The sequence below is a fragment of the Desulfovibrio sp. UIB00 genome (genome assembly GCF_022508225.1).
In the GTDB taxonomy this organism is placed as follows: domain Bacteria; phylum Desulfobacterota; class Desulfovibrionia; order Desulfovibrionales; family Desulfovibrionaceae; genus Desulfovibrio.
In genome coordinates this window covers 148,421-172,099 of sequence record NZ_JAETXJ010000004.1, presented here as the reverse complement: position 1 = coordinate 172,099, position 23,679 = coordinate 148,421, and the positions used below count along the sequence as shown (strand labels likewise).

The window sequence follows — 23,679 nt, the reverse complement described above, 5'->3', positions numbered from 1 at the left end:
AGATGTACGCAAAAGCGCTTGCCTTGACAAGCCAGGGGCGGCTAGGGTGCCTTCATGCCAATATTGCTGCTTTTTATTTTTTTGTGCTGTGCCCATGTCGCGCAGGCCGAGACGGCTGTGTCATCCAGTGCGCCCTCCAGTGCGCCGATAGCGGCGTCTGCCAATGCAACGCCTGCAAGCCGGACCACTGGGGCTGGCAACGGCCTCATTGACGCCGCAGATCTGCCCGCAGGGCTCGATGATGCCGCGCAGGTGGATTTTTATTGCCTGCGGCGGGCCTATCCGCAGATCACAAACATGACGACGGACGCGCAGGGCCAGTGGCTGGTGTTTAACGATGGCCGGCGCGTGCTGTATAACGTTGCGCCGGGTGCGGCCCCCTTGGCTGGTTCGCAGGAATCCGAGTGGGTGGTGAGCGTGCGGGCGAGCATGGCTGAGCCCTATCCTCTGGAGCCGCAGCGGCCCGATACCCCTCTGGGTGTTTCGCCGGGGCGGCGGCGTTCCTACGATCTGCTGCAAGCCCTTTACGGCTCAACGCCCAAGGCTGTTGGAGGGCACTTGGTTCAAGCCCGCCTGCTGGGGCAACATCTGCATCTTTCACCCGCAGCGGCGCATGCCATGAATAGAGCAAACGCCAATCTTGCCCCGCAAGCCGTTCAGGATCCTCGCCTGAAAACCCTGCTGAAAATGGACGGCGGGTTCGCGTGGCGGCGCATTGCGGGCGAGAACCGCCTGAGCCCTCACGCGTTCGGCATTGCCTTTGACATCAGCCCCGGCATTGCCACCTACTGGCGCTGGAGCAAACTGCGGCCGCACCCCTTGCAACAAAGCTATCCCTCCGCCATCGTGGCAGCCTTTGAAAACGAGGGCTTTATCTGGGGCGGCAAATGGCACGAATATGATCTGATGCACTTTGAATACAGGCCGGAAGTCATCTGCAAGGCCCGCGTGTGGCAGGGCTTGGAACCCTTGCCCATACAGGAACTTTCACAGGAACCCGTACAGGAGGCAGCCCCGGATATTGCCCGGAAGCCCGCGCACAAGACAGTACGGAAGCCCGTGCAGAAACCGGACAAGGCCGAAACGCCGCCTTCAGAGCAGCCGCCCGTCAGCCCTGCTGTAGAGGCAAAGCCTGCTGGTGACGATGCTGCCGTTGCTCCATAACGCAGGCAGAAAGAACGTTTTTCCGCTCATGCAGCTTGCAGGCTGATAATAAAAAGCTCCTTGAAAAAGGAGCTTTTGCGTTTTCAGTATTGCCACATTTGATGGAATGTGCAGGGCCTGCATTTGCTTGGCAGGGATCAAAACAAAGCCACCCGGTGGCGGGTGGCTTTGTTTGAGATATCCGTGAATGGGGTGGCTTATTCGCCTCGGGCGGCGGCCTCGTCCACAACCCAGATCAGTTCGCCAAATCCGGGGCGCACCTTTTGTGCGGGCAGGGTGGGTTCGGCCAGGAGGTTGAGCGCGCGCGAAAGCACATCGTGCTTTTCCTTGCCGGTCACGAGGAACATGCAGCAGCGGGCGTTATTGATGACGGGCAGGGTGAGCGTGAGGCGGTCGGCCTTGCGTTCGGGCACGTACTGGTCAATGACAAGGCGCTTGCGCTCGGCAAGAGCGGGCGAATTGGGAAAAATTGAGCCAGTGTGACCGTCTTCGCCCATGCCCAGCAGCATGAAGTCAAAGCGGGGCAGTTCCTGCGGGCCGAGATTGAATTCGGCGCGGATCTGCTGCTCGTATTTGACGGCTGCTTCAACGGGGTCTTCCTCACCGCGCATGCGGAAAAAGTGCATGGCAGGAACCATGCTCAGCAGTTCGCGGCGCGCCAGCCCGTAGTTGCTGTCAGGATGGTCAGGGCCAACGCAGCGTTCGTCCACCCAGTAAAAGGTCATTTTGTCCCAAGGGAGGCGATCTGCCCAGTCTTTGCCCGCCAGCAGGCGGAAAAGCGGCGTGGGGGTCTGCCCGCCGGAGAGCGCGATTCTGAAAACACCCCTGTCGGCAATGGCTTCTTCGCAGGCTGCCGCCAGAATGTGGGCGGCGCGTTCGGCCATGGCGGCAGGATCTTTATGGATATGCACCGTAAGGTGTATGGAACGGCTGAGGCCCGACATTTTGCGGCTCCTTGAGTTTATGTAGGCTGGCACGGGCGTTGTGCGGCCCGCCAACCGCATCACTATGACACATTCGCCTGCGCGAGAAAAGGGCATAGTGGACAGGTGACTGTGAAAACTACTGAAATTCTTCCAGCAGATCAGGCGCTATGGTAAAGTGCAGCATCTCTCCATTGGCGAGGCCCAGAGTTTTCCACGAAGCTTCGCAGGTGAGTTTGCGCGCTGCCACAATGGATTTGCCAAGCGGGCTTGTACCGTCAACTTCAATTGTCCATCTGCGTTCAAACGTATCACCAGGGAATGTGGGCTGCACGGCGTTAAGAAAACGCTGCATCAGCTCCTTGCCGTCCGGCGCAAAAATCTTGACCGAAAGATCCACGTTGTTGACGGGGATCGTGCTGATATTCTTGCTTTGCACGTCCACCACGACAAGAAGCGTCTTTCCGTCTGAAATCAAACCTGCGCTGGCGGTGCAGGCTTTGAGAGGAAGTGTATCTTCCATGCGTTTTTTTATCTTGGCATTTTTGTCAAGAAGCAGTTGCCGTTGCGCGACCATGCGCTCCATCTGGAACTCGCGGAACTGGCGAACAAGCTCCTCGGCATTGACCATGTCGTCCAGCTTCCATCCCTCTGGGGTTTTGTCCATGCGCAGCAGCACTGAAAACTGTTTGTTCAGCACGGGGTGGCGAATCTGCGCTGCTATCAGCGCTGTATTCTCCGTGGAATTCTGCAAGGTCATGGTTGTAAAAAGCTGGGTAAAAAAGTTTGGCGGCAGAACGTACAGGGGGGTTCTGAGGCGCACCAGTTCATCAGTTTCTTCCTTGACGGGCTCTTCCTTGACGCGCGCCTGCTTGAGCAGACCAACCTGAATCATGTCGCTCAGATCACGCAACTGGTTCGGCCCCTTTTTTAAAAAGGGGTAATGCTCTGCAATGGCCTTGGCCAGGGGCAGGGAAATGGCGTCAAAGTTTATGCCTTGCGCAAGTTCTGTGGGTTTGGCCGGGTGCAGGGCGTCCTTTATCTGCGCAAAGGCAAATTCGGCAGTCTGCCTGTACTGGTAGTACCGCCAGCCGCTGAATCCGCCCACCGCCGCCAGAATCACAAGCAGCACTGCGGCCAGCGCCAGCAGGTGCTGGCGTATGAATGCCACAAGGGGGGCAATAAAGGGCAGGTTCATGGCGCTTTCCTCTCTGTGTCGGCAGCCTTGGCCTGAGATTTGTGGCCGCATTCCAGAACAGGCTCTGCGCGGCGCATACGTCTGCGTCCGAGTCGTAAAGGCAGCGGCGTGACCGGGCGGGATTTTGCCATGTCGATACGGATAATGCCCCATGCTCCCATGGGCAGCCAGGGCAAGACCCTGTTACAACCGGAAAGGGCGCATGATGCATTCCAGGTGCCCTGCGGCGCGGCAAGAACGCTTGCCCCGCTGATGCGGCCAGCCGAAAGGCTTCTGAGCGTCCGCCATATCTGCCACCAGCAGAAGGTCGGGCCGGGCCATGCGGTTTTGCGGCCACCAAGCAGGTGGAGCATAAAGGGAAGCGAAGCCGAGTTCCAGAATGTGAGGGCAAGGCCTGCGGAGGCCACGCGCAGCGACTCGGCTATGGCCTTGCGTGTGCTTTCGGCGCTGGGTGAAGCAAGGTGCAGCACAACCCAGTCAAATTCGTCATCATCAAAGGGCAGGTGATCATCAGCGGCGGCCAGCACTTCTGCGCGGTCAGCCATGCGGCTCGCCTCTGCCCGCAACTCGGGGGTGTGCTCCGTGGCGGTCATGTCAAAACCGTATTCCCACAGCAGGGGCAACAGCTCGCCGCGCCCGCAGTTCACCTCAAGCAGGGTGCGGCCACGGCGGGGCCAGGGGGCAAGGCAGTGCTGCACAAGCTGCTTCTGCATATGCAGGGCATACTGCCTAGTGATATCCGACTGTCGGTCATCCATACCGCGCCTCGCATTTGCCGTTAATCTTCTGCATATTCCACTATTTTGCAGCATCTGTAAATCAACAAAGCGCTCAGATGCGGCTGTGTTGGTGTTGCGGCGTGCCACAAACAAACCGCAACGCGGCGGCTTGCAAGCAAGAGCCTCGTTGCGGTTGAATGCCGGGGCATGCCGCCCGTGTTGCCGCTGAAAATTACAGCGTGGCAATGGCCTCAATTTCAACCTGCGCGCCAAGCGGCAGCTTGCTGACCTCAACGCATGAACGCGCGGGGCAGGGAGCAGTGAAATACTTTTTGTACACGTCGTTGACAGCCGCAAAGTTGCCCATATCGGTGATGAATACGGTGGTTTTGACCACATTGGCGGCGGTCAGGCCCTGAGACTCCAGCAATGCCATAACGTTTTTGCAGGCCTGTTCCGCCTGAGCGCTCACATCGCCTTCCACCAGCTTGCCGATGGCGGGATCAATGGGAATCTGGCCGGAAAAGAAGAACATGTTGCCGGTCTTGATGCCCTGGCTGTAAGGGCCGACTGCCCCGGGGGCTTTGCTCGTGCTGATGGCTTCCTTGCTCATGGCGCTTCCTTCTTCAAAATTGCTGGTAAGGGTTCAAGGTACTGGGCCGTTGGCCTGCTGTGAGGTTAGCCAATGGTATATGACCTGCCAGCGGCGGACGGCTGCGGACAACTTGGCACAGCACCGCGCCAGAGTCAAAGCCCGGCAGCTCGTGGAGGGGCGTTCGGTCTGGTGAGGCGACTCTGCTCAGGGCTTCTGTTACTGGTTAGGTTTCAGTTTTTTACCGTGAAAGTAGTTTGAGACCAGCGCGCCGGAAATATTCTGCCATACGCTGAACAGTGCGCCCGCAATGGCTGAAATCGGGGAAAAATGCGCCAGCGCGAGGGCCGTAGCCAGACCGGAGTTCTGTGTGCCGACCTCAAAGCAGAGGGCGCGGCAGCGGGGTTCATCAAATTTCCAGATGCGGCCCACGGCATAGCCAAAAGCCAGACCCAGCAGGTTATGGCACACGACCACCAGAAAAATATTGGCGCTGGCGCGAAGGATGCTTTGAGCATTGATGGCCATGATGCCAGCCACCACCAGAGTGATGGTAAGCGCCGAGATCGGGGGCAAAAAGGGGATGGCCCGCTCTGTAAGCCTGCCGCAGTAACGGTGCGCCGCAATGCCCAGAATAACCGGGATCACCACGATTTTAAGGATGGAAACGAACAGGGCCCCCATATCTACAGGAACCCACACGCCGCCCAGCAGCCATGTGAGCACCGGCATGAGCGCCAGTGCAACAACGGTTGTCAGCGAGGTAAGCGCCACGGAATACGGCACGTCGCCTCTGGCAATAAAGGTCAGCACATTGGAGGCGGTGCCGCCGGGGGCTGTGCCCACAAGGATGACGCCCATTGCCAGATCGGGCGGCAGGGCGAACAGATGGCACAACGCAAAGGCCAGCAGCGGCATGCAGCCGAACTGGGCCAGCAGGCCCAGCAGCAGGGCGCGCGGCTGGGAAAACACTAGGCTGAAATCCTTGAGTCGCAGGGTCATGCCCATGCCAAACATGATGCATCCCAGAAGCGGCGTAACATGCGGGGCCACCCAGCGGAACAGCTCCGGCTTCCACAAAGCCAAAGCCGAGCAAGTCAGAATAAGCACGCCCATATAACGGGTAAGTGCATTGCCAGCGCGCTGTAAGATACTCACCTTTGTCTCCTGTTGCGCGGTTTTCTGCCGCGATGGTGTGAGGCGCATACTGGCAGAGAGAGTACCCGGTTGCAAGCGGGCAAGACTTGTGCTTGGCTTGGGCAAAATGTATCGCTCAGGTACTTTCAGATGCTGCTTCGCCGTGGCGCGCCATGCGTTCTGCATCCTCCAAATAGTTTTTTACCCAAGAGCAGCAGGAATGGCAGAACTTTCCAGCCTTATGCAAATCCAGCCTTTTGTGCAGGCCTATGTGCTTGCGGTTGCTTCCATTCTGGACGCGCCCGTTACCGTGGTTGACTGCAATCTGGTGCGCGTGGGCGGCACAGCGGAATATGAGTCGCTCATCAGCCAGAAGATCGCGCACAGTGCTTTTTTCGACAAAGTATTCAAGACCGGCAAGCCAGCCTTTGTCAAAAACGTGCAGATGGATCAGGCTTGCAGCGTGTGCGCCAATCGCGAAAACTGCAATGAACTCGCCGACATGGCCTATCCCATCTTTTTGAACAACAAGGTGGCTGGCGTTATTGGCATTGTTGCGTTTAACGAGGACGAGCGAGGGCGGCTGCTGGGGAATCAGAAAAAACTTCAGGAATTCCTCAAATATATGAGCATGCTGATTGAAAGCAAGCTTGTCACGCAGCAACGGTCGCGCATTCTTGAGCACCAGCTTGATGCGGTCGTGAGCGGTGAACGCAAACAACTGGAAGAAACCCCCCTGCTGGGCAACAGCGCTGCCATACGCGATATTCTGGCCCTGGTGCAGAAGATCGCAGCATCAGATTCCACCGTGCTGATCAGCGGCGAAAGCGGCACCGGCAAGGAGGTTCTGGCCCGCACCATCCACAGTATGAGCGGGCGTGGCAAGCGGCTGATGACGGCTGTAAACTGCGGGGCCATTCCTGAAAACCTGGTTGAGAGCGAGCTGTTTGGCTACGAAGAAGGCGCATTTACTGGCGCCAGAAAGGGCGGAAGCATGGGCAAGTTTGAATTGGCTCATGAAAGTACGCTGTTTCTGGACGAAGTGGGCGAGATGCCCTTGCCCGTGCAGGCCAAACTGCTGCGCGTGCTTCAGGATAAATGCGTGCAGCGGGTGGGCGGCTCCGCGTCCATCCCGGTGAATGTGCGCATTGTCTGCGCCAGCAACCGCAATTTGCAGGAAATGGTCGCTCAGGGGACCTTTCGCAACGATCTGTATTACCGCCTGAATGTCATCCCCATCCATATACCGCCATTGCGTCAGCGCCGCGAGGATATCCCTGTTTTTATCGAGAGCTTTCTTGCCCGCTACCGACGTGAGCTGCGCCGCGACATACGCGGGCTTGACCCTGCGGCTTTTGACGCGTTTATGAGCCATGACTGGCCGGGGAATGTGCGTGAATTGCGCAATATCATTGAATATCTTGTTAACGTTGTTGAAGGCCCGCTGATACGGGCCAATGATTTGCCGCAGCATTTTTTTGCTAGGCGGTCGGGAGCATCGTCTGCAACAACGCTCAAGGAAATGCTCGCAGCGCACGAAAAACAGCTTTTGAAGCGCCTGATCTGCGCAGCTGCCAGCACGGAGCAGAAAAAACTTCTGGCTCAGCGTCTGGGCATCAGCAGCGCCACATTGTATCGTAAACTGCAGGAATATAATCTGCTGCATTAGTCCAGCGAAGTAATACAACCGCCATGCTCGTCTTTTCTGACCGTTTCCATGCAGCTGCGGCAAGTGTTTCTCGAATTTGAGAAACCTATTCTTATATTTGAGAACGCAATAATGCCTTGAAATGCTAACTAATTTAACTATATTTGTTCTGAATGTTTTCAATTTTGCATCTGGCAGCTCTCTGCCCCGGTGTGGGGGGAGTGCAGTAAATGCTAGAGCCGCAAGGTCTGGGAAGGGGTATATGATTTTGGAATGAATTTTGATAGGGTGCTAATGATTTTGGTCCCCCCCCCAGAGTATTGCCAAGACCAGCGACGCTGCCGCGCCTTACTAAAGGCCGGAATAAACCGTATACAGGAGTATGCTATGAAAAAGGGTTTGATTTCGCTGTTGGTTGCCGTGGTCATGCTGGCGGCTGGGCTGGCCCAGATGCCCCAGGCGGCGGAGCTGAAAACGTTTACCATTACCTCTGGCCCGCTTGGCGGCGATTTTTACGCCCTTGGCGGCGTTATCGGCGAGGCGGCACGTTCGGTCATGCCTGGCACTACCGTGAGCGTCAATACTGGCGGCTCGGTGGAAAATCTGCTGAAGATTGATGCGGGCAAGGCTGATCTTGGCACAAGTATGATCAAGCTTTATCAGGAAAGCCTCAAGGCCGAAGGCGTGTTTGCCAACCGTAAGCCCGTGCAGAATGTAAAAATCATGATGTATGTGGCGCCAATGCCCATGAGCTTCTTTCTTGTGCGTGAGGATTCCCCCTACACCTCAATTGCGGATATTGCCCGCAGCAAGCCTAAAATCCGCCTGCTGACCTCCAAAAAGGGCTCCTCGCCCGCTGTTGCCTCTGAGAACATGCTCAAGCAGTACGGTCTCTCGTTTGAAGACATCAAGGAATGGGGCGGCTCCGTGAGCTACGTTTCCTATGCGGAAGCCTCCTCCCTCATTCAGGACGGTCACGCGGACGCCTATGTGGGCCCCATCGTTTCGTCCATCAACGAGCTGATCACCACCGTTAAAATGAAGATGCTGCCCATTGATCAGGCGGTTCTCGACAAGCTGAGCAGCGATGGCTACATGACCTTTACCCTCAAGGCCGGGCAGTACTACTTTGTGGACAAGGATATGCAGCACATGGCCGAAACCGTTGTTTTGCCCGTGGGCGCCAACCTGCCGGACGATGCCGTGTACGCCCTGACCAAGGTGCTTTGCGAAAAGCCAGAGATGATCCGTAATGTGCACCAGACCTATTCTGTCTTTGATCCCAGCAAAAGCGCCGAACATATAGACGTGCAATACATTCATCCCGGCGCACTGCGTTATTACAAGGAAAAGGGCTGGGTGAAATAATGGCTTCTTCCGAACAAAAGGACGCCACAGGAGCGTCAACCAAGGTCAATCTGGCCCGCAGTGCTGTGGAAAAAGAACTTGCAGGCGAAGCCAGCAATGACTTTGGCGAAGTTGCGGGCCAGCAGGGTTTCGCCAGACTTGTGCAATACCTCATATTCTTTGGCTGCCTGCTCTTTGCGGGCTACCATTGCGTCACCACGATTTTTGGCATGCCGGTGGCCTATGTGCATCGGCCCATCCACGTCATGTTTGCCGCATCACTGGCCTTTCTGGTGTACCCATCCAGCAAGAAGCGCGGGCCAGCGCCCCTTGATCTCGTGCTGGCGCTGGTGGCTCTGGCGGCTTTTGCGCTGCCAGCCATTCAGGCTGACCAGATTGCGGAACGTCTGGTCATGGTTGACGACCTGACCCTTGGCCAGACCATCAGCGGCATTACTGCCCTGGTGCTGGTTCTGGTGCTTATCCAGCGCGTAGTTGGCATGTCGTTGCTGGTGGTCTGCCTCCTGTTTCTTGCCTATGCGTTGTGGGGGAACCATATCCCCGGCATGCTCGCGCACAAAGGCTTTTCGTGGAACGAAGTGGTGGATTATCTGGGGTTCGGGCTTGAGGGCCTGTATTCTTCAGCCATTGGTGTCTCGGCTACCTACATTGCTGCCTTCATTGTATTCGGCACCTTTCTTGAAAGGTGCGGCGCGGGCGATGTGCTCATGGATCTCGGCCGTGCGCTGACAGGCCATTATCGCGGCGGCCCTGCAAAGATTGCTGTTATTACCAGCGCTTTTTTCGGCACCATTTCCGGTTCGGCTGCCGCCAATGTTTACGCAACGGGCGCGTTCACCATCCCCATGATGAAAAAGGCCGGGTACAAACCTGTGTTTGCCGGCGCGGTGGAGGCTGCGGCCTCCACCGGCGGGCAGATCATGCCCCCTGTCATGGGCGCAGCTGCATTCCTGATGGCGGACACGCTGGGCATACCCTACCTTGAGGTATGCAAGGCGGCGGTGATCCCGGCCTTTCTGTACTTTTTTTCCATCCTCATGATGGTGGATTTTGAGGCTGCCAAGCTGGGCCTTTTGGGGGTTCCCAAGGAGGAACTGCCCCGCATGAAGGATGTTGTCAAAAGACTCTATCTTCTGCTGCCCATTGTGGTGCTGCTTGTGATCATGATGAGCGGCTACACGCCCTTCAGGGCGGCGATAGCTGCCGCTGCGTCTGCCGTGCTGGTTTCGTGGGGCGATAAAAAGTTTGCCATCGGGCCGCGCCGTTTTGTTGAAATACTTTCCACCGCCGGGCGGCGCATGATCCTGATTGCAGTTGCCTGCCTTGGCGCGGGTATTGTCATCGGCGTTGTGTCGCTTACGGGCGTGGGGCTTAACCTCGCCTCGGTGGTCATTTCCATATCCGGCGGCAGCACCATAGTCGCGCTGATTCTGATCATGCTTGCCTCGCTCCTCATGGGCATGGGCACGCCTACCACCGTGGCCTATGTGCTTGTGGCGACCCTGGGGGTTCCCGCCCTGCGCGAACTTGGTTTCAGCGTACTTTCCTCGCATTTCTTCGTGTTTTATTTCGGGGTGATCTCAATGGTTACTCCTCCGGTGGCCGTTGCCGCTTACGCTGGCGCGGAAGTGGCGGGCGCCTCCATGATGCGAACGGGCCTGATCGCCTCGCGCTTGTGCAGCGTGGCCTTTATTGTGCCGTTCTTCTTTATGTATGACCCGGCTCTGCTCATGCAGGGCGAGTGGCAGAACATCCTCCAGGTTTTTGTTACCGCCACCATTGGCACCGTTGCCTTGGCTGGCGGCATGGAACGCTGGTTTTTCCGCCCCATACCGTTGCCGGTGGCGCTGCTGTTGATTGTGGGCGCGTGTCTGCTGATTATTCCCGGTACCATCACAGATATGATTGGCCTTGGCATTGTGTTTGTTACCGGCGCATATTGTAAAATGAGCAGCAAGGCCGTGCAGGCCCGTGCTGTTGCCTGAGGCAGAGCATTAAAGGAGATTGAAGATGGGAAAATTGATTTATCCTGAAGGTTCCTGGGTAGCGATTGTTACCCCCTTTACCGAAAATAACACCATTGACCTCGGTGTAATGCATGATCTTGTGGATTTTCACGCCGCCAACGGCACCAGCACCCTGCTGGTGCTGGGTTCCACCGGCGAACCCACAACTTTGACCATTGAAGAAAAAAAGACCGTCATCAAGGACATGGCCAGCTACTGCAAGGGCAAGATCCATGCGTTTTTTGGCGTGACCCACGGCGACACCGAAAAAACCATCGAACTTGCGCGCTATGCGCAGGAGCAGGACGCGGACGGCATCGTTGTTGTGGTGCCGCCCTATCTGTGCCCGGATCAGGCATCCGTGCTGGAATACCTCATTGATGTCTGCCTTTCTGTTGATATCAGCGTGGGCCTGTACAACAACCCCGCCAGAGTCGTGGCCAACGTCAATGCGGAAACAGTCATCACCCTGTTCAATTCCGTACCTAACCTGGTGGCCGACAAGGAAGCCATGCCCAACGTGGGCCAGATTGCCACCATTCAGGAAGGCACCCACGGCGAACTGCCCATCCTGTGCTGCGATTCGCCCGCCTACGCCCTGACCCTGCCCGTGCTGGCCTTTGGCGGCGCGGGAACAGCCAACGTGACGGGCAATATTCACCCCCGCGCCATGGCTGAAATGTCCCGGCCCTGGAAGAATTTTGAAGACGTGCAGCGTACCCGCAGGATTTACAACGAGCTGCTGCCCATCATGGAGGCCTGCTACGCTGCCACCAACCCTGTGGCGGTCAAGACCTTTGTGCGCCTGCTGGGCTTTCCTGTCGGTCACTGCAAGCGCCCCATGCGCGATGTCAGCCCCGAGATTCAGGAAGGCATGAAGTGGCTGATTGAAGAATTTGAGCTCAAGAAAATCTACAACCTCAAGTGATGCCCTGTAGTTACAGCTTATAACTTCATGGTGAGCATCGAGGATTTCATGCAAGTAACAGAACTGACCCAGCCCAAGTGGTACAAATTGCGCCTTGGCCCAGGCTCTGACCTGTTTCAGGGCTTGCGGGATTTTTTTGAGCAGCAGAAACTTGAACGGGCCTTTATTCTTTCAAGCATTGGCTCCCTTGAAAAAATTATCTGCAACTATCCCGTAACCTGTACAACCATGCCGCCGCCGGTGAAATCCAAAACCATTGAAAAGTTCTTGGAAGTCAACGGCATCACGGGCGAAATGTGGCGCGAGAACAATCAGGTGCGCGTTCACCTGCACGGCTCTGTAACCCACGAGGGCGAAACGCTTTTTGGGGGCGGCATGGCTGATGGCGCCAAGGTGCTGGTTCAGGTTGAGATGGTGGTCATGGGACTGCTGGAACAATAAATTTCTGGAGAAAGATCATGCCTTTTCTTACCTTTACCTGCGAACACTGCAACAAGGTATCTCACCGGTTTCTGCGCCCCTCGCAGGTGCGCGGCACGGTTCTTTGCCCCCATTGCAAAAAGCCCATCACTTCGGGCGGCAAATCTGCATCCAGTTCGCCAGCGCCCGCCAGCGGCCAGCAGGTAACCTGCGCGAAACTGTAGGCGCGTACACTCTTCATTTAATTGGGGCGCACCCCTTCCGGCGCAATGGATTTGCCGGATATCCGCTGCGGGAAACCGCAGCGGCAGGGGGAGCGCGCCCCGAAAAACCAAAGTTTGGCGGATACCATGCAGGAGCATGAACTTGTCATTATCGGTGCTGGCCCTGCCGGAGCCAGCGCAGGCATATACGCCCGTAGGGCGGGCCTCAACGTGCTGCTGCTGGAAAGCGGTAATGGCGGCAGCCAGATATGCAATACGCTTGATGTGGAAAACTGGCCCGGTCTGCCCAATGTGAGCGGGCCGGAACTGGACAAATCCTTTCGCGAGCATGCCGGGCATCTGGGGTGCACTTTTGCCAGAGGCGACGTGCTCGGGCTGGAAGGGCAGGGCGACCGCCAGATTATCCGCACCACCAAGGGCGACTACGCGGCGCAGGCTGTCATCATCGCCAGCGGCGCTACCCACCGGCGGCTTGGCTGCCCCGGTGAAGACACGCTGACCGGGGCAGGCGTGAGCTACTGCGCCGTTTGCGATGCGCCTTTTTATGAAGGCGAGGCTGTGGCTGTTGTGGGCGGCGGCAATACAGCGGTGGAGGAAGCCCTCTACCTGACGCGCTTTGCCAGCAAGGTGTACATTGTTCATCGGCGGGATGCCTTCAGGGCGGACAGCGTGCTGACAGGCCGCGCCCTCGCCAATGACAAAATCATTCCAGTCTGGAACAGCGCAGTGGCGAGCGTCAACGGCAGTGATATGGTCGAAGGCATGACCCTTCGCAACACGGTCAGCGGTGACTGCACCGAGCTTGAAGTGGCGGGCGTGTTTGTATGCGTGGGCATTGAACCCAATACGGCATTTCTTGATGAGCGCTTTCTGCGCGCTGATGGAGGCTGGCTGGCTACGGATGTCCACCTGCGCACATCTGTTCCGGGTGTTTTTGCAGCGGGAGACGTGCGCGACACCCCTTTGCGCCAGATTGTCACGGCGGCGGCAGACGGTGCGCTGGCTGCCATTTCCGCCTATCACTGGCTGCAATCCCGGTAGCGAGTTTTCAGCCTTTGCGGCCCGCGTGGCCTGCGGCTGTGCAGAAAAATAAACGCCGTCTGCGGTACGGCAGATCGGCAAGGAGATTCCCATGCTTGCAATAGACAGAGACAGTTTTGAACAGGAAGTGCTGCAAAGCAGCGAGCCGGTAGTTGTGGAATTTTGGGGCGAGCAGTGCTCCGTTTGCGTGGCCATGATGCCGGAAGTGGAAGAACTGGCGAAAAATTTTGAAGGCCGGGTCAAGTTTTGCAAGATTCCCATTGCCGGAAGCCGCAGGCTCTGCATTGAACTCAAGATCATGACCGTGCCTGTGTTTCTGTTCTACAAGAATGGAGAACTGGTTGACCGCATCGCCAATCAGGATCTGAGCGTGGAAAACATCCGCGCCAAGGCGGAATCCCTGCTGAAATAGCCTTAATGGGCGACGCGACGGTGCTGGCTGAGTTTTCTCCCTGACCGCAGGCAGACCAAGGACAATACAAACTGACATGGGGCATAGTTGCGTTCGCTTACTGGGCGCGTATGACCATGATGGATACTATGGATACTTACGTAAAATATCTCGAAATCCTGCGCGAAGAGCTGATCCCGGCCCAGGGTTGCACCGAACCCATCGCCATTGCCTTTGCCGGAGCGCTGGTGACAAAGGTTCTTGGAACCTTTCCCGATCGCCTGACGGTGGCTTGCAGCGGGAACATGATCAAAAACGCCAAGAGCGTAGTTGTGCCCAATTCCGGCGGGCAGAAGGGCATTGCCGTTGCCGCCACGCTCGGCGCAGTGGGGGGCAACCCCGATTTGCAGTTGCAGGTGCTCACTCCGGTTGCCCCTGAGGATGCCGAGCGCGCCCGGCAGCTTACGGCGGCGGGATTTTGCACGGTGGAGCTGCTCAAGAGCATTGTTAACCTGCACATTCTGGTGACGGCGGTGGCTGGCGACAGCAGCGCCGTGGTGGAAATTGCCGAGGAGCACACCAACGTGGTGCGCATTGAAAAGAACGGCAAGATTCTTGAGGGCGGGGAATACAAGCCTGATGTGCAGGGCCATGAAGAAAGCCGCGCTTTTATGAGCATAGCCGGGATTCTTGATTTTGCCGAAAACTGCAATATTGAAGATGTGCGCGATATTCTGGACAAGCAGATTCTGTGCAACTGCAATATTGCCGTTGAAGGCCTGAGCCACCAGTATTCCATGGGGGTTGGCCGCTCCCTGCTTGATTCGCGCGGCAGCGATGTGCGCACCCGGGCCACAGCGGTGGCAGCCGCTGGCTCCGATGCCCGCATGGGCGGCAGCGATCTGCCGGTTATCATCAATTCCGGCAGCGGCAATCAGGGCATTACGGTTTCGCTTCCGGTCATTGAATACGCCCGCGAGCTGGGCCTGCCGGACGAAAAGCTTTACCGGGCGCTGCTCATCAGCAATCTTGTGGCCATACACAACAAGTCGGGCATTGGCAGGCTTTCGGCCTACTGCGGGGCGGTCAGCGCAGCCTGCGGCAGCGGGGCGGCAATTACCTGGATGCACGGCGGCAGTTATCAGCAGATTGCCGACACCATCATCAATACGCTGGTCAATGTGTCGGGCATTGTGTGCGATGGCGCCAAAAGCTCGTGCGCTGCCAAAATATCCTCGGCAGTGGACGCCGCCATCACCGCGCACGATCTCTCCATGCAGGGCAAGGTTTTTCCTGCGGGCGAGGGCATTGTGAAAGGGGATGTGGAAGAAACCATCCGCAGTGTTTCCCGTCTTGCCCGTGAGGGCATGCGCGAAACGGATATTGAAGTGCTGCATATCATGATTGATTAGGCGGCGGGGCTGGGCCTGCTTCTGATTGGGGCGCGCTGTGTTTGCTGCGCGCTTGCCGCGCCTGTCGGTTTTGGCCTGACAGGCGCGGTTGCTTTTGTGGTGGATGGCAGCATCTTCCAGTTCTGCTCAGAGTGCGCCGTTGCTGTAGCGCGAGGCCACTTGAAAAAGAATCCGCTAACGGATAGGCTCATATATTACACGAGCGCCCAGTGCATTGGCGAGTCTGGCGGGCCTGCGGGCCTCTCTGTCTGACCAAAGGCTTTCTCTGTACGCTGTGCGCGGCAAACCGCAGAAATCTGCGGCCTGCCCGCACAGGGCAATCGTTTTATCCGCCTGACGGAGCTGCCGTTTTGGCGGCGCAAACCCTTGGCCTGCATGGCCGGGTTTGTCATCAATCCAGCGCGCCCATTTGGCGCGCGCTTCGCCCCGCGCTATCTCAAACGGCGCAGGGCCGGAAGCGTCACCAAATTTTGAGGAGCATCATGAGTAACGAACCGGACAAGATTATTTATTCCATGATCCGCGTCACCAAGCGTCATGGCCAGAAGGAAGTGCTGAAAGACATTTCTCTTTCGTACTTCTACGGGGCCAAAATCGGCGTGCTTGGTCTGAACGGCGCGGGTAAATCCAGCCTGCTGCGCATTCTGGCGGGCGTGGATCAGGCCTTTGACGGCAAGACCGTACTGGCCCCGGGCTACACCATCGGCTATCTGGAACAGGAGCCGCTCAAGGACGAAACCCGCACAGTGCGCGAAGTGGTGGAAGACGGAGTGAGCAACCTCACCGCCATTGCCCGCGAATTTGAAGAAATCAACGCCAAGTTCGCCGAGCCAATGGAAGCGGACGAGATGGACGCCCTCATCGCCCGTCAGGCCGAAGTGCAGGAACTCATGGACGCCAAGAACGTCTGGGATCTGGATTCGCGCCTTGAAATGGCCATGGACGCCCTGCGTTGCCCCCCCGGCGACATGCCCGTTGCCCAGATTTCGGGCGGCGAGCGCCGCCGCGTGGCCCTGTGCCGCCTGCTGCTGGAATCGCCCGACATTCTGCTGCTTGACGAACCCACCAACCACCTTGACGCCGAGTCGGTGGCCTGGCTGGAGCGCTTCCTCTCCACCTTCCCCGGCACAGTTATTGCCGTTACCCATGACCGCTACTTCCTCGACAACGTGGCGGGCTGGATTCTGGAGCTTGACCGTGGCCGTGGCATTCCGTGGAAGGGCAACTATTCTTCCTGGCTGGAGCAGAAGCAGAAGCGCCTTGCCAACGAAGAAAGAACCGAAGCCGACCGTCAGAAGACCCTGCAACGCGAGCTGGAATGGGTGCGCATGTCGGCCAAGGGCCGTCACGCCAAGGGCAAGGCGCGCCTTAACGCCTACGAGGCCATGCTTTCCCACGAAAGTGAAAAGCGCGCGCCTGATCTGGAAATCTACATTCCGCCGGGACAGCGTCTGGGCAAGGTCGTTTTTGAGCTTGAGGGCGTCAGCAAGGGCATGGGCGAAAGGGAACTGATGGAAAATGTCAACGCCATTATCCCCCCCGGTGCCATTGTGGGCATTATCGGCCCCAACGGCGCGGGCAAGACCACCCTGTTCAAGATGCTTGTGGGGCAGGAAAAGCCCGACACAGGCACGCTCAAGGTGGGAGAAACCGTGCAGTTTGCCTATGTGGATCAGGGCCGTGAATCGCTCACGCCCGGCAAGACGGTGTATGAGATCATCAGCGATGGCGCTGAAGTCATCAAGCTGGGCGGGCGTGAAGTCAACGCCCGCGCCTATTGCACGCGTTTCAACTTCCACGGCGCTGACCAGCAGAAGAAGGTGGACGTGCTTTCGGGCGGTGAACGCAACCGCGTGCATCTGGCCTGCATGCTCAAGTCTGGCGCAAACGTGCTGCTGCTTGACGAACCCACCAACGATATTGACGTAAACACCATGCGCGCCCTTGAAGACGCGCTGGACAACTTTGCCGGTTGCGTGCTGGTTATCAGCCATGACCGCTGGTTCCTGGACCGCGTGGCCACGCACATCATGGCCTTTGAAGGCGATTCCAGCGTGGTGTTTTATGAAGGCAACTATACGGACTACGAAGAAGACCGTAAAAAGCGGCTCGGCAAAGACGCCGACACGCCGCACCGCATCAAGTACCGCAAACTGACGCGTTAGCCGCCCGCCGCCGCGCTGCATCTTGCGGCGCGGCGGCTTTGTATGCGGCGGTTTTCGCCGGAGGGCCAATGTCGTACACCGTCCTTTCTCCCCTGCGTTTTTTCCTTTCCGGTCTTGGCATTTGCCGCAGATCTGCCAGCGGGCGGCCTGCCTTGCTTGCTCTTACCCTCTGCTTTTTGAGCGGATTGTTTTCTTTGAGCGCTCTGGCCGCACCCTTGCCCAACACGCCAGCAGTGCCGAAGGCCGCGCGCCTCACGCCTTCCGGCGGGTTGCTTGAGGTGGAGCAGCAGGCGCCTGTGGTTTCCACCGATGGCGCAAGTCAGGTGCGCGTAGTGCTGCCCGCCGGGGCCGAGAATTTTCAGGTCTCCATACCGGGCCATACCATCGTGCGCTGGGCGTTTTTGCCCCAGACTCTCGATCAGGGCGGCAATCTTGCAAAACTGCGCGAAGAGCGCCAGCACGCGCTGATGACCCTCGCGGGCAAGCTTGAGGCCGTAAAGGCCCAGTTGGCCCTGTGGGAAGGCGCGCCCGCCGAGGGCAGCTTTCAGGATATGACCCAGCGCGAAAAGCGCGTGGCCGAGGTAGTGCCAGCCCTCAGCTACGAAAAGGCCGAGCTGGAGCGCCGTCTGGCACTGTTGAAGCAGGAATTGCAGCAGTTGCCGCCAAGCCCAGAGCTTGGGCAGACAGTGCTTATCACCCTGCAAAAGCAGGTATCCGCAACCACGCTGCCTGTGCGTTACAGTTATACGCTGCGCAATTGCGGCTGGCGGCCTGCCTATGTTTTTGACGTACAGCCCGACAAGGGCAAGGGCGATGCCGTGAGCGTGCGCTTTATGGCCGAGGTGTGGCAGTTCTCCGGCATGGACTGGACAGACACGCGCCTGACGCTTGTTTCCCGTGGGCAAGGCCCGCGCGAACCCATGCCTTTGCCGCACTGGGTGATTGATTCCCAACCTCAGCCCGTGGCCCAGCCCCTTGCCAAGGCGGCCCCGCGTATGCTGATGACAGCCGATGCCGCCATGTCCGAAGCTGCTCCTGCCCCTGCCGCGCCTGTAGAAGCCGACACCAGTGGTATGTACGCCGCCTGGACGCCCGGAGAAAAGGGCTTGCCTGAAGGCCGTTCGCGTCTGCTGGTGCTGGCGGATGAATGGAAGGCCCCCTTGCAGTGGCTGGCGCGTCCCTCCGTGGGCGACAGCCGCGTGTGGCTCATGGCGCGCCATACCCTGCCCGAGGGACAGGCTTGGCCTGACGGCCATGCGGAGTTCAGCGTGGACGGGCAGAGCGTGGGTATGGGGCAGTTCCGCCCCAAGGGCAACGAGGTTACGCTCTACTTTGGCGCTGACCCGCGCGTGCAGGTCAATGCCGCCGCCGATCTGCGCCAGCGCGGCGAAAAGGGCTTTATCGGCAAGAGCCGTACCTGGACATGGGGCTGGACGTATACCGTGCGCAACACCCGCGACAGGGCCGTGACCGTGCGCCTTGAGCGGCCCATGCCCATGCTGGTGGATCAGGGCGTTACCGTGACCTACCGCGACAAACCGCAGGCCCAGCAGGATGCCAAGGAACATCTGCTGTTCTGGAATGTGGATGCGCCTGCGGGCGGCAAGGCCGAGGTCAAGCATGAGTTGACCATCACCTCGCCTGTGGAGATTGAGCTGAATCCCGATGCGCCCTAGTTTTCGGAGGCGGTAAGATGCGTTACGGGGGCGGATTCCTTCCCCGAAAGTCCGCGTCCCTGAACAATTATCCTGAGATATATCTGCCTGATACAAAGAAAGCCCGCGTTGCAGTGACGCGGGCTTTCTGTCTTTTTTTTCGGCATGCTCAGTAGAACAGGGGCCGCAGCACCAGCCAGAGGGCAATACTGGCAAGCGTCAGCCCTGCCAGCCCTTCAATGAGTGGAATGCGCTTTTCCAGCGCCCGCTGCGCGCCGGGCAGGGATATGGCGGCGGCAAGGGCGGCGTCCCAGGCAAAGACCAGCAGGGTCATCCACAGTCCGGCAAAGGCCTGCTGCGGCAGGGTGGCGGTGGGGCCGAGGATTACTGTCATGAGCGTGAGGTAAAAAACGGCGTTCTTGGGGTTGAGCAGGGCAGAGCCTAGCCCCGTGAGCAGTTGCCTGCCGGGAGAAAGGGGGCTTGCATGGCCTGTGGCGAGGCTGCCTGTCTGGTTAGGCGAAGGTTGGCTTGGCGCATGCTGGCTTGGCGTAGTCTTGCGGGTGGCGGCCTTCCGGCTGGCCCGCAGCAGCAAAAAGCCCAGCCATGCAAGATAGGCAGCGCCCGCAAGCTCCAGCAACCGGTACATGGCGGGCATTTGCCGCATGACCGACCAGCCGGAGACCGCCAGGCAGATATACAGGGCATTGCCCAGGGCGATGCCAAGGCAGATAAACAGCGAACCGCGCAGCCGATGCCGCACGGCATGGCCAATGATAAGGAAAAAATCCGGGCCGGGGCTGAGCAGGGCCAGAAAATGCGCCAGAGCCAGCGCTGGAAAAGCAGCGGGAATCAGTGTGGAAACAGACATGGGTGGCCTCCTTGCGGACAGCACACCCTCTTTTTATTTGCGCGTATTGTACGAATGTGACCGCCCCCGCTGATAGCAGCCGGGCGTGACGGAATAAAATTTTACAAACATGCGGTGAAAGTGGCTTTGATCGGCATAGCCTGCCGCAAGGGCCGCATCGGCAATGCTTTTGCCCTGACGCAGCATGGCGCGGGCCTTTTCCAGCCGCAGGCAGTGCAGCCACGCCTTGGGCGGCAAGCCCGCCGTGCGGCGGAATGCGCGCGAAAAGCTCTCGCGCCGCAGGCCAGCCCTGCGGGCCAAAGATGTAACGGGCGCATGGTCTGTGGCAGGTGGGCCGTTTTCACCTGCCATGGGCGCGCTGTCGGCGGTCAGCAGAATGTTTGTGGCGGTAAGGGGATAGTCCGTCTTTTTGCCAGCGTGTTCAGATATGTTGGCGAGGCAGCCGTATCCCCATTGAAGCTGCCTGAAAAGCGTCACAAAACGTATTTCCGCATCGTCCGCACCACTGCAAAAAGCCTCCATGGCGGCAACCCCCTGCTGAAAGAGCGCCGGGTCGCGCACAACGGGCAGCGTTACTTCATACGCATCGGCAATACCCAGGGGGCGGCAGATATTGCGCGCAAACCATGCCGCGTCAAAATAGGCCATAAGGTAGCTGCGCGCTTTTCCGTGCAGAGGATTGCAACTATGCGGCAGCCCGGGGGCAATCAGGGCGATGTCGCCCTTGAGCGCTTCATGCCTTTGCCCCATGAGCGCAAAACAGGTGCCGCCCTCAAGAATCAGGCCAAAAGAAAAAGCTGAATGGAAATGCTCGGCGTAGGGCTGGGTGCTTTGCAGCGTGGTGCGCACTTCAAGATACGGATACTTGTCCGGAGAAATGAAGGTTTGCTGTGGGGTAGAAGGGCGGGGAGGCATGGCTTTTCACCGTTTGCAGTTGATGTGCCTGCAAGTGTAGCCACAGCCATGCGGCATGGCAAGCTGGTGGCGTGCTGGGCAGACGGACAGGGGGTCAGGCAAAGAGGCGCACACGCACGGCAGCGCCACGGCGTAAACCGCCTCTGGACATATCATTGCTGCCGGGCATGGTTATCCAGCCGTCCATGTCGCGCAGCACGGCGGTTTTGCCAGTGCCAGCGGCAACGGGCCAGGCCGTCACGCGACCATGCTCACGCTGCAATATCACGGGGTAGTGGGTGGGGGCGTTTCCCTCCACAGGCAGGGCAATGCCAAGGCGCGCCAGCACAACTGGTTGCCAGTTCATATGCTGCGGCGAGCCCTGCTGCCCGGCAAGCCTTTGCAGCAGGGGCACCAGAAAAACCTGCGCAGCCAGCGCAAGGCTGAGGGAATGCCCCGGCAAACCCCAAATAGTTGTCTGCCCCCTGCGGGCAAGTGTGAGAGGGCGGCCACTGCTTACCCGCTGGTCATGCCCGCACATCTCGCAGCCCGGCAGGCCTGCTATGGCCTGGGCGCTGAAATCGCGTTTGCCGCCGGAAGAACCGCCAATAACCGCAATGACGTCGCAAGGCGTGGGGCCATCGGGCAAGGCCGCGCGCAGATGCTGGCCCAGAGCCTGCACATTGTCCGGCGCAGTGCCAAGGTGCAGGCAGTTTGCGCCCAGAGAGGCGGCAAGCCCCTCCAGAAGCAGGGCATTGGTATTGCTCTGGCAAGCGGCAAAGCCGTTCTGCAGGTCAGAACCGCAAAATTCGTCGCCAGTGGAAAGAATGCCCATCACTGGCTTGCGGCGCAGCGGCACCTCTTTGAAAAATTGCGCCAGCAGGGCCATGTGGTGCGCTCCAAGCTTCGTTCCAGCCTGTGCCAGCAGCGCGCCCTGAGGCATGTCCGCACCGGGCGCAAGGATATTTTCCCCCGCTGCGCACGGGGCGGAAGCTGCCACGATCGGCGGAGCATCCTTTGAGTCTGCCAACGGATCGTTCAGTGTCGCAAATTCCTGCATAAGCACGGCGTCAGCGCCTTCGGGCAAGGTGCTGCCCGTGTAGACGCGCCATGCCTCGCCTTTTTGCAGCGTGCCGCCGCAGGACCTGCCCATGCGGCTTTCACCCGTTAGGTGAAGCAGCACCGGGGCTGTGGGGCATGCCCCGGCGACGTCTGCTGCGCGTAGCGCGTACCCATCGCGTGTGGAGCGGCAGGTGGAAGGGCAGGGAACGGGCGCGTGCATATCTGCGGCAAGCACTCTGCCAAGGGCAGCGCTTACAGATACAGGCTCTGCCTGCAAGGGATTTGCTCCGGCAATAAAGGCGGTAATATCCGCAGTTTCCCGCAAGCAAAAATACAGGGACACGCCGTGACCTTCCTTGTGGATTGCACTCCACTGGTTGATTTTTTATTTTTGTAACTATAGTAATTTACAATGGAATTGTAAATATCGTTATATTTTAGTATGTTAAAAAATATTTAACGTGGTGAAAAATAACACATGAGCTTGACTGCATAAAGCGATTTACCTAAGCTTTGTTCACGCAAACAATAAAAACCATGAAGGTTGTCAGGTAATTGTTGCGCAGAGCCAACCAGTTGCGCGAGTTAATACGTTTTCCACGCGGTATCCCCCTCACCGTTTACGGGCAACATCTGGCTCAGGGTTATCCTCTCCATCTGTTACCAGCGTACAAAATATCAGCCAGAATTGAAAAGGGCACATTGTTCATAGCGGGAATGATGTGAAAAAAAGAACAAATTTGTATCAACTTTCAGTCTGAAGTTTTGAGCCGGTCTTGGCTCATATTTGGCCCAGATTTGGCCTTTGCCTGGCCCAGATATTGCTTCGGCTTGGCCCAGGCCGCCAATGAGTTCTGGCGCACACGGGCAGATAGTTGTGGATTGCCGGAAGTTGCCGCCTCCGTAACGACAGCGGCTCCGCATAGTAAAGGAAGGGGTGCTATGGCTTTGTTCAAAAACTTAACCGCAGGCGATGTTCTGCCGCTGGCTTCTCCCCCGGCCACGGTGCGCAGTTACGATATCCTGACCTACAGCAACGGCAAGGTTTCGCCGTCCGTATTTTTGTCGTGCCGGGAGCAGACGCTGACCATGCATGTCAACGGCGTACCCTTTGTGCGCGTGGCCTGTTCTGGGCAGCATTTGCGCTACCTTGTGCCGGGATTTCTCTATTCCTGCGGCCTCATTGAAAACCTGCATGACCTCGCCGGGGTGGACGTAACGCCCCTGCCTGCCGCCGCCTCCGGGGCAACGCCTCCCGATGGGGCGGAAGAAGTGCGGGTGGACGTGCTGCTGCGCGAGGCCTGCTGTAGCAAGGCGGCCGGTTCTACGGAGCAGGCCGCCCCCAAGCTCACCATCACTTCGGCCATGGGCTGGAACATTCCCCTGGCTGCCCGAAAACTGCGCTGTATGCCGCGCGCGGAAGCTCCCAGCTGGGAGCCGCGCGTCATTCTGCGGGCCGCGCAGGAGCTGGAAGAACGCTCCGAAGTATTCCACCAGACAGGCGGCTGCCATAACGCAGCTCTGCTCAACAGGCAGGGCATGGTTTTTTATTGCCTTGATATTGGCCGCCACAACGCCATTGATACCCTTGTGGGCTACATGCTTGTGGAAGGTCTGAATCCCGCTGACCATATGATAATCAGCAGCGGGCGCATTGCCTCTGAAATTGCGCAAAAGGCCGTGCGCGCCGGCGTGCCGGTTTTTGCCTCCCTTTCTCGTGCCATGTCGCGTGCCGTGGATATGGCGCGCGCAACCGGGTTGACTCTGCTGGGCAATGTTAAGTCCGGCAGCATGCACATATATCATGAAAACGGGCAGCTTGTGCTGCCGTGATGCCGTTGTCGATCATGACAAGGAGCGCTGT

General features: G+C 58.3%; 22 protein-coding genes. 14 read left to right on the top strand and 8 right to left on the bottom strand.

Annotation, left to right across the window (positions count from 1 at the left end; genetic code table 11):
* Window positions 1–54 precede the first annotated feature (54 nt).
* A complete protein-coding gene (locus JMF94_RS08650) occupies window positions 55–1,164 on the top strand; it encodes a M15 family metallopeptidase (protein WP_240824717.1) in 1,110 nt (369 codons plus the stop codon).
* A gap of 35 nt (window positions 1,165–1,199) precedes the next feature.
* Window positions 1,200–1,340: a hypothetical protein gene (locus tag JMF94_RS08645; protein ID WP_240824716.1), complete on the top strand. Its 141-nt coding sequence runs from the start codon at window positions 1,200–1,202 to the stop codon at window positions 1,338–1,340.
* Window positions 1,341–1,361: 21 nt separating this feature from the next.
* Here JMF94_RS08645 and pgl read toward each other — a convergent pair whose 3' ends face one another.
* From pgl to JMF94_RS08620, 5 genes are all read right to left on the bottom strand, one after another.
* Entirely contained in the window at window positions 1,362–2,108 is a 747-nt protein-coding gene (gene pgl / locus JMF94_RS08640) for a 6-phosphogluconolactonase (protein ID WP_240824715.1), read from the bottom strand.
* Between the two features lie 118 nt (window positions 2,109–2,226).
* Window positions 2,227–3,285 (bottom strand): translation initiation factor IF-2, encoded by a 1,059-nt coding sequence (locus tag JMF94_RS08635; RefSeq protein ID WP_240824714.1) that lies wholly within the window; start codon window positions 3,283–3,285, stop codon window positions 2,227–2,229.
* A complete protein-coding gene (locus JMF94_RS08630) occupies window positions 3,282–4,043 on the bottom strand; it encodes a methyltransferase domain-containing protein (RefSeq protein WP_240824713.1) in 762 nt (253 codons plus the stop codon). Before JMF94_RS08630 ends, JMF94_RS08635 begins: the two co-directional genes overlap by 4 nt.
* 193 nt (window positions 4,044–4,236) lie before the next feature.
* Window positions 4,237–4,617 (bottom strand): RidA family protein, encoded by a 381-nt coding sequence (locus tag JMF94_RS08625; RefSeq protein WP_240824712.1) that lies wholly within the window; start codon window positions 4,615–4,617, stop codon window positions 4,237–4,239.
* 198 nt (window positions 4,618–4,815) lie between these two features.
* Window positions 4,816–5,754: a bile acid:sodium symporter family protein gene (locus JMF94_RS08620; RefSeq protein WP_240824711.1), complete on the bottom strand. Its 939-nt coding sequence runs from the start codon at window positions 5,752–5,754 to the stop codon at window positions 4,816–4,818.
* Window positions 5,755–5,953: 199 nt separating this feature from the next.
* Here JMF94_RS08620 and JMF94_RS08615 point away from each other — a divergent pair, with 199 nt between their 5' ends.
* The 11 genes from JMF94_RS08615 to JMF94_RS08565 all read left to right on the top strand — a co-directional run bounded on the left by JMF94_RS08615 (window position 5,954) and on the right by JMF94_RS08565 (window position 19,012).
* On the top strand, window positions 5,954–7,402 hold the full coding sequence (locus JMF94_RS08615; protein WP_240824710.1) for a sigma 54-interacting transcriptional regulator: 1,449 nt from the start codon (window positions 5,954–5,956) through the stop codon (window positions 7,400–7,402).
* A gap of 366 nt (window positions 7,403–7,768) precedes the next feature.
* On the top strand, window positions 7,769–8,749 hold the full coding sequence (locus tag JMF94_RS08610; protein WP_240824709.1) for a TAXI family TRAP transporter solute-binding subunit: 981 nt from the start codon (window positions 7,769–7,771) through the stop codon (window positions 8,747–8,749).
* A complete protein-coding gene (locus tag JMF94_RS08605) occupies window positions 8,749–10,734 on the top strand; it encodes a TRAP transporter permease (RefSeq protein WP_240824708.1) in 1,986 nt (661 codons plus the stop codon). Before JMF94_RS08610 ends, JMF94_RS08605 begins: the two co-directional genes overlap by 1 nt.
* A gap of 25 nt (window positions 10,735–10,759) precedes the next feature.
* Window positions 10,760–11,683: a dihydrodipicolinate synthase family protein gene (locus JMF94_RS08600; protein WP_240824707.1), complete on the top strand. Its 924-nt coding sequence runs from the start codon at window positions 10,760–10,762 to the stop codon at window positions 11,681–11,683.
* 48 nt (window positions 11,684–11,731) lie between these two features.
* Window positions 11,732–12,124: a PPC domain-containing DNA-binding protein gene (locus JMF94_RS08595; protein WP_192111415.1), complete on the top strand. Its 393-nt coding sequence runs from the start codon at window positions 11,732–11,734 to the stop codon at window positions 12,122–12,124.
* A 17-nt stretch (window positions 12,125–12,141) separates the two neighbouring features.
* The gene (locus JMF94_RS08590) at window positions 12,142–12,327 is read left to right on the top strand and encodes a hypothetical protein (RefSeq protein ID WP_240824706.1); all 186 of its coding nucleotides are present in this window, start codon (window positions 12,142–12,144) and stop codon (window positions 12,325–12,327) included.
* Window positions 12,328–12,453: 126 nt separating this feature from the next.
* Window positions 12,454–13,368 carry a thioredoxin-disulfide reductase gene (gene trxB / locus JMF94_RS08585; RefSeq protein ID WP_240824705.1) on the top strand — a complete coding sequence of 305 codons (915 nt, stop codon included), beginning with the start codon at window positions 12,454–12,456 and terminating at the stop codon, window positions 13,366–13,368.
* Between the two features lie 91 nt (window positions 13,369–13,459).
* Window positions 13,460–13,780, top strand: coding sequence for a thioredoxin family protein (locus JMF94_RS08580; RefSeq protein WP_240824704.1), 321 nt, complete (start codon window positions 13,460–13,462; stop codon window positions 13,778–13,780).
* A 128-nt stretch (window positions 13,781–13,908) separates the two neighbouring features.
* On the top strand, window positions 13,909–15,171 hold the full coding sequence (locus tag JMF94_RS08575; protein WP_240824703.1) for an L-serine ammonia-lyase, iron-sulfur-dependent, subunit alpha: 1,263 nt from the start codon (window positions 13,909–13,911) through the stop codon (window positions 15,169–15,171).
* 482 nt (window positions 15,172–15,653) lie between these two features.
* Window positions 15,654–17,336 carry an energy-dependent translational throttle protein EttA gene (gene ettA, locus JMF94_RS08570; RefSeq protein WP_240824702.1) on the top strand — a complete coding sequence of 561 codons (1,683 nt, stop codon included), beginning with the start codon at window positions 15,654–15,656 and terminating at the stop codon, window positions 17,334–17,336.
* A 68-nt stretch (window positions 17,337–17,404) separates the two neighbouring features.
* The gene (locus tag JMF94_RS08565) at window positions 17,405–19,012 is read left to right on the top strand and encodes a DUF4139 domain-containing protein (protein ID WP_240824701.1); all 1,608 of its coding nucleotides are present in this window, start codon (window positions 17,405–17,407) and stop codon (window positions 19,010–19,012) included.
* A gap of 148 nt (window positions 19,013–19,160) precedes the next feature.
* Here JMF94_RS08565 and JMF94_RS08560 read toward each other — a convergent pair whose 3' ends face one another.
* The 3 genes from JMF94_RS08560 to JMF94_RS08550 all read right to left on the bottom strand — a co-directional run bounded on the left by JMF94_RS08560 (window position 19,161) and on the right by JMF94_RS08550 (window position 22,158).
* Entirely contained in the window at window positions 19,161–19,859 is a 699-nt protein-coding gene (locus JMF94_RS08560; RefSeq protein WP_240824700.1) for a LysE family transporter, read from the bottom strand.
* Between the two features lie 33 nt (window positions 19,860–19,892).
* Window positions 19,893–20,774, bottom strand: a complete 882-nt coding sequence (locus JMF94_RS08555) for a helix-turn-helix transcriptional regulator (protein ID WP_240824699.1) — start codon at window positions 20,772–20,774, stop codon at window positions 19,893–19,895.
* A 94-nt stretch (window positions 20,775–20,868) separates the two neighbouring features.
* A complete protein-coding gene (locus JMF94_RS08550) occupies window positions 20,869–22,158 on the bottom strand; it encodes a molybdopterin molybdotransferase MoeA (protein WP_240824698.1) in 1,290 nt (429 codons plus the stop codon).
* A 599-nt stretch (window positions 22,159–22,757) separates the two neighbouring features.
* Between JMF94_RS08550 and JMF94_RS08545 the strand changes: the two genes are divergently transcribed.
* Window positions 22,758–23,648 (top strand): formate dehydrogenase accessory sulfurtransferase FdhD, encoded by an 891-nt coding sequence (locus JMF94_RS08545; protein WP_240824697.1) that lies wholly within the window; start codon window positions 22,758–22,760, stop codon window positions 23,646–23,648.
* Window positions 23,649–23,679 lie beyond the last annotated feature (31 nt).

Coding starts and splice junctions, on each gene's coding strand:
- JMF94_RS08650 (WP_240824717.1), top strand. CDS start 55: ATGCCAATATTGCTGCTTTTTATTTTTTTGTGCTGTGCCCATGTCGCG.
- pgl (WP_240824715.1), bottom strand. CDS start 2,108: ATGTCGGGCCTCAGCCGTTCCATACACCTTACGGTGCATATCCATAAA.
- JMF94_RS08635 (WP_240824714.1), bottom strand. CDS start 3,285: ATGAACCTGCCCTTTATTGCCCCCCTTGTGGCATTCATACGCCAGCAC.
- JMF94_RS08630 (WP_240824713.1), bottom strand. CDS start 4,043: ATGGATGACCGACAGTCGGATATCACTAGGCAGTATGCCCTGCATATG.
- JMF94_RS08625 (WP_240824712.1), bottom strand. CDS start 4,617: ATGAGCAAGGAAGCCATCAGCACGAGCAAAGCCCCCGGGGCAGTCGGC.
- JMF94_RS08615 (WP_240824710.1), top strand. CDS start 5,954: ATGGCAGAACTTTCCAGCCTTATGCAAATCCAGCCTTTTGTGCAGGCC.
- JMF94_RS08610 (WP_240824709.1), top strand. CDS start 7,769: ATGAAAAAGGGTTTGATTTCGCTGTTGGTTGCCGTGGTCATGCTGGCG.
- JMF94_RS08605 (WP_240824708.1), top strand. CDS start 8,749: ATGGCTTCTTCCGAACAAAAGGACGCCACAGGAGCGTCAACCAAGGTC.
- JMF94_RS08600 (WP_240824707.1), top strand. CDS start 10,760: ATGGGAAAATTGATTTATCCTGAAGGTTCCTGGGTAGCGATTGTTACC.
- JMF94_RS08595 (WP_192111415.1), top strand. CDS start 11,732: ATGCAAGTAACAGAACTGACCCAGCCCAAGTGGTACAAATTGCGCCTT.
- JMF94_RS08590 (WP_240824706.1), top strand. CDS start 12,142: ATGCCTTTTCTTACCTTTACCTGCGAACACTGCAACAAGGTATCTCAC.
- trxB (WP_240824705.1), top strand. CDS start 12,454: ATGCAGGAGCATGAACTTGTCATTATCGGTGCTGGCCCTGCCGGAGCC.
- JMF94_RS08580 (WP_240824704.1), top strand. CDS start 13,460: ATGCTTGCAATAGACAGAGACAGTTTTGAACAGGAAGTGCTGCAAAGC.
- JMF94_RS08575 (WP_240824703.1), top strand. CDS start 13,909: ATGGATACTTACGTAAAATATCTCGAAATCCTGCGCGAAGAGCTGATC.
- ettA (WP_240824702.1), top strand. CDS start 15,654: ATGAGTAACGAACCGGACAAGATTATTTATTCCATGATCCGCGTCACC.
- JMF94_RS08565 (WP_240824701.1), top strand. CDS start 17,405: ATGTCGTACACCGTCCTTTCTCCCCTGCGTTTTTTCCTTTCCGGTCTT.
- JMF94_RS08560 (WP_240824700.1), bottom strand. CDS start 19,859: ATGTCTGTTTCCACACTGATTCCCGCTGCTTTTCCAGCGCTGGCTCTG.
- JMF94_RS08555 (WP_240824699.1), bottom strand. CDS start 20,774: ATGCCTCCCCGCCCTTCTACCCCACAGCAAACCTTCATTTCTCCGGAC.
- JMF94_RS08545 (WP_240824697.1), top strand. CDS start 22,758: ATGGCTTTGTTCAAAAACTTAACCGCAGGCGATGTTCTGCCGCTGGCT.